At 49.8% G+C, this 12265-nt stretch carries 12 protein-coding genes; 11 read left to right on the top strand and 1 reads right to left on the bottom strand.

Features of this window, described 5'->3' with window-relative positions; translation table 11 throughout:
- The first annotated feature begins 66 nt into the window (after nucleotides 1-66).
- The 9 genes from infB to DXD02_RS04210 all read left to right on the top strand — a co-directional run bounded on the left by infB (nucleotide 67) and on the right by DXD02_RS04210 (nucleotide 9894).
- Complete coding sequence (gene infB, locus DXD02_RS04250) at nucleotides 67-2676, top strand: translation initiation factor IF-2 (RefSeq protein WP_334291847.1); 2610 nt, start codon at nucleotides 67-69, stop codon at nucleotides 2674-2676.
- 15 nt (nucleotides 2677-2691) lie between these two features.
- Complete coding sequence (gene rbfA, locus DXD02_RS04245) at nucleotides 2692-3078, top strand: 30S ribosome-binding factor RbfA (protein ID WP_022462931.1); 387 nt, start codon at nucleotides 2692-2694, stop codon at nucleotides 3076-3078.
- Nucleotides 3065-4048 (top strand): DHH family phosphoesterase, encoded by a 984-nt coding sequence (locus DXD02_RS04240; RefSeq protein ID WP_117804404.1) that lies wholly within the window; start codon nucleotides 3065-3067, stop codon nucleotides 4046-4048. Before rbfA ends, DXD02_RS04240 begins: the two co-directional genes overlap by 14 nt.
- Nucleotides 4049-4120: 72 nt before the next feature.
- Nucleotides 4121-5047, top strand: coding sequence for a tRNA pseudouridine(55) synthase TruB (gene truB / locus DXD02_RS04235; protein ID WP_117804405.1), 927 nt, complete (start codon nucleotides 4121-4123; stop codon nucleotides 5045-5047).
- Entirely contained in the window at nucleotides 5044-5979 is a 936-nt protein-coding gene (locus DXD02_RS04230; protein ID WP_117760893.1) for a bifunctional riboflavin kinase/FAD synthetase, read from the top strand. Before truB ends, DXD02_RS04230 begins: the two co-directional genes overlap by 4 nt.
- A 286-nt stretch (nucleotides 5980-6265) precedes the next feature.
- Nucleotides 6266-6532 (top strand): 30S ribosomal protein S15, encoded by a 267-nt coding sequence (rpsO, locus tag DXD02_RS04225; RefSeq protein ID WP_022462935.1) that lies wholly within the window; start codon nucleotides 6266-6268, stop codon nucleotides 6530-6532.
- A 208-nt stretch (nucleotides 6533-6740) separates the two neighbouring features.
- Nucleotides 6741-8837 (top strand): polyribonucleotide nucleotidyltransferase, encoded by a 2097-nt coding sequence (locus DXD02_RS04220; protein ID WP_022462936.1) that lies wholly within the window; start codon nucleotides 6741-6743, stop codon nucleotides 8835-8837.
- A 100-nt stretch (nucleotides 8838-8937) separates the two neighbouring features.
- Nucleotides 8938-9432 (top strand): anaerobic ribonucleoside-triphosphate reductase activating protein, encoded by a 495-nt coding sequence (nrdG, locus tag DXD02_RS04215; RefSeq protein WP_022462937.1) that lies wholly within the window; start codon nucleotides 8938-8940, stop codon nucleotides 9430-9432.
- 27 nt (nucleotides 9433-9459) lie between these two features.
- Nucleotides 9460-9894, top strand: coding sequence for a dUTP diphosphatase (locus tag DXD02_RS04210; RefSeq protein ID WP_022462938.1), 435 nt, complete (start codon nucleotides 9460-9462; stop codon nucleotides 9892-9894).
- A 139-nt stretch (nucleotides 9895-10033) separates the two neighbouring features.
- On the opposite strand, the gene DXD02_RS04205 is transcribed toward DXD02_RS04210, so the two are convergent.
- Nucleotides 10034-10999: an NYN domain-containing protein gene (locus tag DXD02_RS04205; RefSeq protein ID WP_022462939.1), complete on the bottom strand. Its 966-nt coding sequence runs from the start codon at nucleotides 10997-10999 to the stop codon at nucleotides 10034-10036.
- A 258-nt stretch (nucleotides 11000-11257) separates the two neighbouring features.
- On the opposite strand from DXD02_RS04205, the gene DXD02_RS04200 reads away from it, so the two are divergent.
- Nucleotides 11258-11467 (top strand): helix-turn-helix transcriptional regulator, encoded by a 210-nt coding sequence (locus tag DXD02_RS04200; RefSeq protein ID WP_055228608.1) that lies wholly within the window; start codon nucleotides 11258-11260, stop codon nucleotides 11465-11467.
- Complete coding sequence (locus DXD02_RS04195) at nucleotides 11464-12255, top strand: DUF3169 family protein (protein ID WP_117509183.1); 792 nt, start codon at nucleotides 11464-11466, stop codon at nucleotides 12253-12255. The genes DXD02_RS04200 and DXD02_RS04195 overlap by 4 nt, the downstream gene beginning before the upstream one ends.
- Nucleotides 12256-12265: the final 10 nt, after the last annotated feature.

Genomic DNA, 12265 nt, shown 5'->3' with positions numbered 1-12265 from the left:
ATGCAGGAAACACGAAAACCGCAGAAAGAGGAGAAAAGATCATTGGAAAAGAAAGATACAGAAAATATGGAAATGAAGAAACCGGAAGAGCAGGCAAAACCGAAGAAAAAGAAAATTATTTCCGTTGTGCGTCCGCAGAACGCAACAAGTAAAGAAGCAAAAGAGTTCACAAAGAACCAGGGACAGAAAAAAGACCGTCCGTCCCGCGGAAACGGCCGTCCGGAAGGAAACCGCAATGGAAACGGAAGAAGCGAGGACCGTCCGAACCGTGGAAACGGAAACGGCGGAAATGGAGATCGTCCGAACCGCAATGGAGACCGTCCGCAGGGAGAGCGCCGTTTCAACAATAACGGAGACCGTCCGAACCGCAATGGAGACCGTCCGCAGGGAGAGCGCCGCTTCAACAATAACGGAGACCGCCCGAACCGCAGCGGAGACCGTCCGCAGGGAGAACGCCGCTTCGGCGGAAACAATGGAGACCGCCCGAACCGCAGCGGAGACCGTCCGGGAGGAGACCGCAATAACGGCGGAAGAAGTGGAAACGGTGAGAGAAGCGGAAGACCATTCGGTGAGCGTTCCGCACGTCCAAACGGAGGCAGACCGGGAAATAATGGCGGAAGACCGTTCGCAGGAAAGGATGATGATTCCCAGAATCAGAACCGCCGTCCGGGAGGAGACCGCCGCAGAACCGAGCATAAGAGCTCTGCAGGCGATACAATGAGCCTTGGCATCAAGAAGCCAGGCCGTGATACAGGAAGAAAAGAAAAAGACAAAAACAAAGATTCTTTAAGAGAAAATAAATTCAGTGAAGACAGAGGAAGAGGCGGAAACCGTCCGAACCAGGGACATCATCAGCAGTCCAGACTCCCGAAAGCGCTCCAGAAACCGGTCAACAAACCGAAACAGGAAGCACCGAAGGATGAGGTAAAGGAGATTACCCTGCCGGAGAAAATGACCATCCGCGAGCTGGCTGAGAAGATGAAAATGCAGCCGGCAGTCATCGTAAAGAAACTGTTCATGGAAGGAACGATGGTTACCGTAAACCATGAGATCGATTTCGAAAAAGCACAGGAAATCGCGCTTGATTATAACATCATCGCTGAGCCGGAAGAGAAAGTCGATGTGATCGAAGAGCTCTTAAAAGAGGACGAAGAGGATGAAAAAGACATGGTTCCGCGTCCGCCGGTAGTCTGCGTTATGGGACACGTTGACCACGGTAAAACATCTCTTCTGGACTGCATCCGGAACACCCATGTCACCGACCGCGAGGCTGGCGGTATTACCCAGCACATCGGTGCATACACCGTTTCGATCAACAAACAGAAGATTACGTTCCTCGATACCCCGGGACATGAGGCATTCACCGCTATGCGTATGCGTGGAGCCAATGCAACGGATATCGCCATTCTCGTTGTCGCAGCAGACGACGGTGTGATGCCGCAGACCGTTGAGGCAATCAACCATGCAAAAGCAGCCGGCGTTGAGATCATCGTTGCGATCAATAAGATCGATAAACCAGGCGCAAACGTAGAGCGTGTAAAACAGGAGCTCTCCGAGTACGAACTGATTCCGGAGGACTGGGGCGGAAGCACCGTATTCGTTCCGGTATCTGCAAAGAACAACGAAGGTATCGACGATCTGCTGGAGATGATCCTTCTGACTTCCGAAGTGCTCGAGCTGAAAGCAAACCCGAACCGGAAAGCAAGAGGTCTTGTCATCGAGGCTGAGCTGGATAAAGGAAAAGGACCGGTTGCTACCATTCTGGTACAGAAAGGTACCCTGCATGTCGGCGATTACATCGCAGCAGGCGCATGCTCCGGTAAAGTCCGTGCGATGATGGATGATAAGGGACGCCGCGTCAAAGAGGCAGGCCCGTCTACTCCGGTTGAGATTCTCGGACTTTCCGATGTTCCGAACGCAGGAGAGATCCTCGTTCAGACCGATAACGATAAAGAAGCAAAGAACTTCGCAGCAACCTTCGTGGCAGAGAACAAGAAGAACCTGCTTGAGGAGACAAAAGCGAAGATGTCCCTGGATGATCTGTTCAACCAGATTCAGGAGGGTAACTTAAAAGAACTGGCACTTGTTGTCAAAGCCGATGTACAGGGATCTGTCGAGGCAGTAAAACAGAGTCTTGTCAAACTCTCCAACGAGGAAGTTGCCGTACGCGTCATCCACGGCGGTGTCGGTGCGATCAACGAGTCCGACGTTATGCTGGCAACCGCATCTTCCGCCATCATTATCGGATTTAACGTACGCCCGGATGCGAACGCAAAATCCATGGCAGAGCAGAACGGCGTAGACATCCGTCTGTACCGTGTCATCTACCAGGCAATTGAGGATGTTGAGGCAGCCATGAAGGGTATGCTTGAGCCGGTTTACGAAGAGAAAGTTATCGGCCATGCCGAGGTACGTCAGCTCTTCAAGGCATCCGGTGTCGGAACGATCGCCGGAAGCTATGTACTGGACGGAACGTTCCAGAGAGGCTGCAAAGTTCGAATCAGCCGCGAAGGAAACCAGATCTTCGAAGGAAATCTGGCATCCCTCAAACGTTTCAAAGACGATGTCAAAGAAGTGCGCTCCGGCTATGAGTGCGGTCTTGTATTTGAAGGATTCAACGATCTTCAGGAGTTCGATCAGGTCGAGGCTTATATCATGGTAGAAGTGCCGAGATAGAAATGAGGAATTAAGTTGAGAAAAAACAGTATTAAAAACACCAGGATCAACGGGGAAGTACAGAAAGAGCTTTCCAACATCATCCGGAACGAGATCAAGGATCCGCGCATCGGAATGATGACCTCTGTCACAGCGGCAGAGGTAGCGCCGGATCTGAAGACGTGTAAAGTATATATCAGTGTGTTTGGCGATGATGAGGCGAAGAAAGAAACCATCCGCGGCTTAAAGAGCGCGGAGGGCTTCATCCGCCGTATGCTGGCCAAGACCATTAACCTCCGCAATACACCGGAGCTGACCTTTGTCCTGGATGAGTCGATTGAATATGGCGTTACGATGTCGAAACTGATTGATGAAGTAACACACAAAGAAGACAAAAAGGATGAGGAAAATGAAGAAAATTGATGAAATTCTAAACGGAGTCTCCTGCATGGCCATCGCCGGACACGTTCGTCCGGACGGTGACTGCATCGGTTCCTGCCTGGGATTATACCAGTATCTTCGCGACAATCGGCCGGAGATTCAGGCAGATGTCTATCTTGAGGATCCACGGCCGGAATTTTCCTATCTTCCGGGTTTTTCTGAGGTAAAGACAAGCTGTGAAGAGAAAGCGTACGACCTTGTGGTCCTTCTGGATGTATCCAGCGAGGAGCGCATCGGCGTTGCCGCACCGCTTCTTGCAAAAGCGGGAAAGACGATCTGCATCGATCACCATGTGACGAATACAGAATATTGCGAAATCAATCACGTAGAGCCGGATGCAAGCTCTGCCTGCGAGGTGCTGTTTGGGCTTCTGGAGGAAGAAAAGATCTCCGAGCCGTGCGCCGAGGCGCTGTACACCGGTATTGTGACCGATTCCGGCGTATTCCAGTACAGCAGCACCTCTCCGCACACGATGCGGGTTGCGGCCGCTCTGATGGAAAAGGGAGTTCCGTTTACCAGAATCATCGAGGATGCATTCTTCAAGAAAACATACGTACAGAACCAGATTATGGGACGCACGCTGACAGAGAGCATCATGCTTCTCGACAAGCAGTGTATTGTCGGTATCGTGCGGAAGAAGATCATGGACTTCTATGGCCTGACATCGGGAGATATGGACGGCATTGTCAGCCAGTTAAAAAATACAGAAGGCGTTCACGTAGCGATCTTCCTGTATGAGCTGGAGCCGCAGGTCTTCAAAGTAAGCCTCCGCTCCGACGAGCTGGTTGATGTGAGCAAAATCGCAGCCGTATTCGGCGGCGGCGGCCATATCCGTGCGGCTGGCTGCACGATGTCAGGTTCTCCGTATGATGTAATCAACAATCTGACTCTGTATATCGAAAAACAGCTTCTTGCAGAAGAGGAAGAAGAGACGACAGAGGAAGAAGCATAAACAGGAAACAGCCGGGCGCAGAAAATATATCCACGCCCGGTTTTCTTGTGAAAAAGAGGGAGACAAAACAACATGATAAACGGAGTTCTGAACGTATGGAAAGAGGCGGGATTTACGTCGCATGACGTGGTTGCGAAGCTGCGCGGCATCCTGCACCAGAAAAAAATCGGCCACACCGGAACCCTAGACCCGGATGCGACGGGCGTGCTTCCGGTCTGCCTTGGAAAGGGAACGCGTCTCTGCGATATGCTGACCGATGAAACGAAGACGTATGAAGCGCTGCTTCACCTTGGAATCGCAACGGATACGCAGGACATGAGCGGAACCGTGACAGCAGAAGCGCCAGTGACCGTGACGGAAGAAGAGGTGCGGGACTGCATCGCCTCGTTTGTCGGGGAGCAGCAGCAGGTGCCGCCGATGTATTCCGCGCTGAAGGTTAATGGAAAGAAACTCTACGAGCTGGCGCGGGAAGGCATCGAGATCGAGCGGAAGGCCCGCACGGTGCACTTTTACGAGATCAGCATTCTGGAAATGAAGCTTCCGCTGGTGCGCATGGAGGTAACGTGTTCGAAGGGAACGTATATCCGCACCCTGTGCCACGATATCGGCGAAAAACTGGGCTGCCACGGATGTATGGAGCAGCTGATCCGCACGAGAGTCGGCCAGTTTGACCGAAACGGAGCGCACACGCTTGACGAGATCGCAGCGATTGTCGGTGAGGGCCGCCTTTCGGAGATCCTCGTGCCGGTCGATGAAATGTTTGCCGCGCTGCGCAGCTTTGCGACAGCGGACGATCATGCGAAAAAGCTTGCGGAAAACGGAAATCCGCTGAAACCGGCGCAGATCCGCGAAATCGGGGAAACTGCTTCCGGCGGGGACTTCGCAGAAGACGAGGAGTTCCGCCTTTATCTCGATGGCGGAACGTTTGTCGGTATTTATCAATACAGACCATCACAAAACTTAACCAGACCGGTCAAGTTATTTCTGGAGAGAACATGAGATATCTAACAAAAACACTGGATTTTGACAGCAGAGGGGACAGCGTTGTAACCCTGGGAAAATTTGACGGCCTCCACCGGGGGCATATGCTTCTGATCCGTCGTGTCCTTGCAATCGGCAGAACGGAAGGACTGGAAACGGTTGTGTTTACGTTTGACGTGCCGCCGCAGTCGAAAGTGCAGCATGTCAAGCCGCATCAGCTGCTGACGAATGAGGAGAGAAGAGCCCGCCTCGAACAGCTTGGCATGGACTGCCTTGTGGAATGCCCGTTTGTGGATGAAGTGATGCACATGACGCCGGAAGCCTTTATCAAAGAGATTCTGGTGGATAAGCTGCACGCGAAAAAAGTTGTTGTGGGAAAGGATTTCGGTTTTGGCTACAAGAGAAGCGGCACAGCCGAAATGCTGAAAGAAATGGGCCCGTCCCTTGGTTTTGAAACCGAGATCATCGAAAAAGCAGAGGAAAACGGCCGCGAGATCAGCAGCACCTGGGCACGGGAAGAGCTGGAACAGGGCAATATGGAAGCCGTGAGCGGTCTGCTCGGCTACGATTACGCGGTTCACGGCGAGATTGTCCACGGTCATGCACTCGGCAGAACGATCGGCGTGCCGACCATCAATCAGATCCCGCCGGCAGAAAAGCTGCTTCCGCCGTTCGGCGTCTACGTTTCCGAGGTGAAAATCGAAGGAAAAATTTATTACGGTATCACAAACATCGGTGTTAAGCCGACGGTACAGGAAAAATTTACCGGCGTGGAGACGAATCTTTTTGACTGCAGCGAGGATCTCTATGGAAAACAGGCGGAGGTTTCTCTGTTAAAATTTCTGCGCCCGGAGCAGAAATTTGTTTCGATCGACGCGCTGAAAAACCAGCTCGATCATGATGTTGCGGCAGGAAAAAAATATGTAGAAAAAAAGTTCGCTCAGCAGTGAAACACTCGCTGTTTCGCTGCGTAAGAAAGTGATTCAGGTGTGAGCAGCTCTCCTTTTGCGAAGCAAAACTTAAAATGAGAGCTGCGAAAGTTACAGTTCGGAGAACTGTAACTACGTGAAAATTCATCGCGAAAACATCTGATTTTAGTATTTACAATTCGAAAAGCGTATGCTATACTAATCGAGTATGTGGGACAAAAAAGATCCCCGGACCCTGATTCAGAGGCAGGACACTCCGACCACTTCTTAGTCAGCGGTGCAATCAAAATAATAGGAGGAATTTAAAATGATTTCGAAAGAAAAAAAACAGGCAATCATCAAAGAGTATGCAAGAACTGAGGGAGATACAGGATCACCGGAAGTACAGGTAGCTGTTCTTACCGCAAGAATCGAGGAGCTCACTGAGCATCTGAAAGTTCACCACAAAGATCATCACTCCAGAAGAGGTCTTCTGAAAATGGTTGGTCAGAGACGTGGTCTGCTTGACTACTTAAAGAAAACTGATATTGAAAGATACCGTGCTTTAATCGAGAAGTTAGGAATCAGAAAATAATCAGCTTGGAACAACGGGCGGGATACATTTTCCGCCCGTTTCTTTGCTTGTAAGATCAAAGACAGCAAACGACATGGAGCCATTCTGGGCGCAGGAATTTTATCCGAGACCACTGAAAAACACATTGAAAGCTGCATCTTGTCCGTATTCCGGTGTGCTTTTCAGTTGTTTCGGAAATTCTGCTCAGAAGAAAAAAAGGAGATTATTTATGTACAAGAGTTTTTCTATGGAACTGGCAGGCAGAACCCTGACCGTAGACGTAGGCCGTGTAGCAAAACAGGCAAACGGCGCAGCATTTATGCATTATGGCGATACTGTAGTTCTTTCTACAGCAACCGCATCTGAGAAACCGCGTGATGGCATCGACTTCTTCCCATTAAGCGTTGAGTACGAAGAGAAGATGTACGCCGTTGGAAAAATCCCGGGCGGATTCAACAAAAGAGAAGGAAAAGCAAGCGAGCACGCAATTCTGACCAGCCGTGTCATTGACCGTCCGATGCGTCCGCTGTTCCCAAAAGATTACCGCAACGATGTTACCTTAAACAACATGGTAATGTCCGTAGATCCGGAGTGTGATCCGGAAGTAGTCGCAATGCTGGGTTCCGCAATCGCAACCTGCATTTCCGACATCCCGTTTGACGGTCCGTGTGCCATGACTCAGATCGGTATGATCGACGGCGAGTTCATCGTAAACCCGACTCTCGCACAGAAAGCAGTATCCGACCTGAAACTGACCGTAGCTTCCACCAGAGAGAAAGTCATCATGATCGAAGCCGGAGCAAAAGAGATTCCGGAAGCAAAAATGATCGACGCCATCTACAAAGCACACGAAGTAAACCAGGAAATCATCAAATTCATCGACAGCATCGTAGCAGAGGTTGGAAAACCGAAACACGCTTATGAGAGCTGCGCTATTCCGGAAGAGCTGTTTGCAGCGATCAAAGAGATCGTTCCTCCGGCCGAGATGGAAGAGGCTGTTTTCAGCGATGACAAACAGACAAGAGAAGAAAACATCCGTGTCATCACCGAGAAACTCGAGGAGGCATTTGCCGACAACGAAGAGTGGCTGGCAGTATTAGGCGAGGCTGTTTACCAGTATCAGAAAAAGACTGTTCGTAAGATGATCTTAAAAGACCACAAACGTCCGGACGGCCGTGCGATCACAGAAATCCGTCCTCTGGCAGCAGAGGTTGACATTATCCCGCGTGTTCATGGTTCCGCTATGTTCACCCGTGGACAGACTCAGATCTGCAACGTAACAACACTGGCTCCGCTTTCCGAAGCACAGAAACTGGACGGACTGGATGAGTTCGAGACCTCCAAACGTTACATGCATCAGTACAACTTCCCGTCCTACTCTGTAGGTGAGACAAAACCGTCCCGCGGACCGGGACGCCGTGAGATCGGCCATGGTGCTCTGGCAGAACGTGCCCTGGTTCCGGTACTTCCGACCGAGGAAGAGTTCCCGTACGCAATCCGTACCGTATCCGAGACCTTCGAGTCCAACGGTTCTACTTCCCAGGCAAGTATCTGTGCATCCACCATGTCTCTGATGGCTGCCGGTGTACCGATCAAAAAACCGGTTGCAGGTATCTCCTGCGGTCTGGTAACAGGCGAGACCGATGATGATTACCTCGTACTGACCGATATCCAGGGTCTCGAAGACTTCTTCGGCGACATGGACTTTAAGGTAGCTGGTACCCACGACGGAATCACTGCAATCCAGATGGATATCAAGATCCATGGACTGACCCGTCAGATCGTAGAAGAGGCGATTGCCAGAACGAAACAGGCAAGAGAGTACATCCTGACCGAGGTTATGGAGAAAGCGATCGCAGAGCCGCGTAAGACGGTCGGCGAGTTCGCTCCGAAGATCATCCAGATGATGATCGACCCGCAGAAGATCGGTGAAGTTGTCGGCCAGAGAGGAAAGACCATCAACGCCATCATCGATGAGACCGGCGTAAAGATCGACATCACAGATGACGGTGCAGTTTCCATCTGCGGAACCGAGCAGGCTATGATGGATCAGGCAAAGAAATATATCGAGATCATCGCAAGCGACTTTACCGAGGGACAGATCCTGACCGGAAAAGTTGTCAGCATCAAAGACTTCGGTGCTTTCCTTGAGTTCGCACCTGGAAAAGAAGGTCTGGTACACATCTCCAAGCTCGCCAAACAGCGTGTTGAGAAAGTAGAAGACGTTGTCAGCCTTGGCGATGTTGTAAAAGTAGTCTGCATGGGCAAAGATAAGATGGGCCGTGTAAGCTTCAGTATCAAGGATGTTCCGGCAGACGCGAAATAAATAGATCTGCCAGACGATAAAGAGCGGGGAACACAGAAAAAGGGATCTGCAAAACGGTTCGTTTTTCTGTGTTTTCTTATGTCCAATAGGAGTGAAAGCTATGAGATACCATAATATAACGAAAGACGATATGCTGAACGGAGACGGCCTGCGCGTCGTGCTCTGGGTCGCCGGATGCGGTCATCACTGCAAGGGATGTCAGAATCCGATTACCTGGGATCCAAATGGCGGCATCCCGTTTGATGACGCGGCAAAGGCAGAAATTTTTGAACAGCTGGACAAGGACTACATTTCCGGCATCACCTTTTCCGGCGGAGATCCGCTGCATGAGGCAAACCGGGCGGATGTGACGGCTCTGGCAAAAGAGATCAAGGAAAGATATCCGAAAAAAGATATCTGGGTTTACACCGGATATGAGTGGGAATCCGTCTGTGATCTGGAACTGATGGATTACACGGACGTGGTTGTGGACGGCCGCTTTATTCTTGCCCAGAGGGACGTTACCTTGGAATGGAAGGGCAGCCCGAATCAGAGAGTCATTGATGTGAAAAAGACGAGAGCACGCGGCGAAGTCGTACTGTTCGGCGAAAAGTAGTCACGCAAAAAGAAAAGGAGACGCTTTATGGAAACCATTAAAATTCAGTATTTAAACGATGAAATTGAGCGCCTGCGCTATATCGACGGAAAGTCCGACTGGATCGACCTGCGCGCGGCAGAAGAAGTAGAGTTAAAGGCCGGAGAATTCAAGCTGATCCACCTCGGCGTTGCCATGCAGCTGCCGGAGGGCTACGAGGCGCATATTGTGCCGAGAAGCAGCACCTTCAAGAACTTCGGTATTATCCAGACGAACCACTGCGGTATCATCGATGAGAGCTACTGCGGACCGAACGACTGGTTCTACATGCCGGCGTATGCCCTGCGCGACACCGTGATTCATGTGAATGACCGCATCTGCCAGTTCCGCATCGAGAAACACCAGCCGACCATCGGCTTTGAAGAAGTTGACCACTTAAACGGCGAGGACCGCGGCGGAATTGGAAGTACAGGAAAAAGATAACAACAGACGAAATAAAAAGAGCCTCCGGGTGTCAGAAAATCTGACATTTCCGGGGGCTTTTTGTTGCGGGCACACCAAACATGTACATGGTATATCAAGCACGATCCGGATCCGGCGAATCTGGTTTATGTTTTAAATGCTATTGTTTCATCTGTACCGTATTGTTTGTGATTTTGAATTTTTTGAAACTGTTGATAAAACTTGAAATCCTGCTATATCCATACTGCTTCACATCGAAGCCCGGGAAACGGTTCCGCAGGGCATCGTGAATAATGCTGAGGTTGTCGATATGGCCTCCGTTGGAGCAGATCAGATCCGTGATACATTTTTCAATCTGCTGGCGCGATACGGTGTTCTGGCGTTCCTTTACGAGGTAATTATGACCGGTTTTCAGCACTTCGATATCGTTCATGCTTTCTAGAAACGTGGAAAGTTTGGAATAACCGTAATTTCGAACGTCAAACTCTGAGAATTTCTTCTGCAGGATACTGCCGATCTCACTAAGTGTCGTATTTTTTCCGTGATCATTGTTCTCTGTCAGTACACGGGAAACCGTCCGCTCGATTTCTGCCTTGCTTGTAATGGAAGGGGGTTCGTCCTGAGAAGTGCCGTAGCGCGCCGGATTTTCCGAGACAGCGGTAATCGCAGGGGAGATATCGTCCTCGTTCTGGGAAATGATTTCGAGAATTTTAAAGGCATCGCACGCAACGCGGAAGGAAGAAGGGGTTTTCTGCTCGCCCATGCCGAGCACAAACATGCCGGATTCACGCAGACGCTGCGCCAGCTTGGTAAAATCAGAGTCCGAAGAAACCAGGCAGAAGCCCTCCACATTTCCGGAGTAGAGGATGTCCATGGCATCGATGATCATCGCGGAGTCAGTTGAATTTTTTCCGTTCGTATTGCTGTACTGCTGGATCGGATTGATCGAGTAGCGCAAAAGCTGCTCTTTCCAGCTCTTTTTCGAGATATCGGTCCAGTCCCCGTAGATCCGTTTGTACGTGGCAACACCCTGGTCGGAAACCTCGTCCAGGATATATTTGATGTATTTCGGGGAAACATTGTCCGCATCGATCAATACGGCAAACCGGCTGTCTTTCTGTTCCATAGATTCTGTCCTTTCTGCGGCTTGAATAGTTACGAAAATAGATATCTCTAGTTTAGTACATTTCGGCCTACAAATCAACCGGGAGTTTAACCGAATCAAGTAAGTCCCCTGCTTCCATTGCGAATATCTGCTTGACAATGACAAAAAAACTTGTCAAAACTATTGACAAATAAAGTTGTCAATAGTAGAGTAGTAGATGACAAGAAAAGTTGTCAAATAGAGAGCTCATCTAAAAATAAAGTGAAAGGAGATACTGCGATGCCGCTGTACAATCAGTTAAAAGAGTACCGTTCGAAGCTTGGCATCAACCAAACCGACCTTGGAAAAATGGCGGGAGTATCGAGACAGACCATCAGCCTGATTGAGCGGGGAGACTATTCACCGTCGGTGACACTGGCATTAAAACTTGCAAAAATCTGTGAAGTAAAAGTAGAAGATATTTTTCAATATGAGGAGGATGAACCATGAAAGAAAAACAGGGGAACAAACCAAATTCCTACGGAAAGCTGACGAAGCGGATGCTGATTTATCTGGGAATCGGCGGAGTCTGCGGTTTTTTTGTCGGAATTTTTATGACGTTCGGTGTGAAAAATGGCATGAGTGATCTGAGCGATCTGGTCCGCCCGCTGGCACTGCCGATCATTGCGGTAATTTTCGTTGTAAGCATTGTCCTGATGGAATTTTACAGCCGGAAATTAAAGGATACGATGAAGCATCTCGAAGAAGCAGAGGATGAACAGTACGAAGTCTTAAGCTATGAAGAAGAGAAATACGGCGCGATGCTGATGAACTGCAATGTGATTTCGCAGGTCTGCGATATCATCGTGCTGACATTTACCTTTTCCCGTTCTTGGCTGGAAGAAGCATCGGGAAAAGAGCTCGCCGGATTCCTGGCAACCTGTGCTCTGTTTTGTATCAACTTCTTTCTCTATGGCTATTATCAGATGCGTTATGTAAAAATGGTTCAGGCAGCTCACCCGGAGAAGAGAGGCGATATGAACTCAAAAAACTTCCAGAAAGACTGGATGGCAAGTTGCGATGAGGCAGAAAAAGAGATGGTATATCAGAGTGCCTATAAGGCCTATATGGCGCTGGGCAAGATGATTCAGATCCTGCTGTGTGCGACGATGATCCTGCATCTGGTGTTCCATACCGGTATTCTCGCAGTCATTGTCGTGGGCGTCATTTATCTGACGATGACACTCACATATCATCGTTCCTGTGTAAGTCTGCAGAAAGCAAAACTGAATCTGTAATCCTGTAAAT

It is taken from the genome of Blautia sp. TF10-30 (genome assembly GCF_003481245.1).
GTDB lineage: Bacteria > Bacillota > Clostridia > Lachnospirales > Lachnospiraceae > Fusicatenibacter > Fusicatenibacter saccharivorans.
This window is presented reverse-complemented; position numbering and strand designations above follow the sequence as displayed.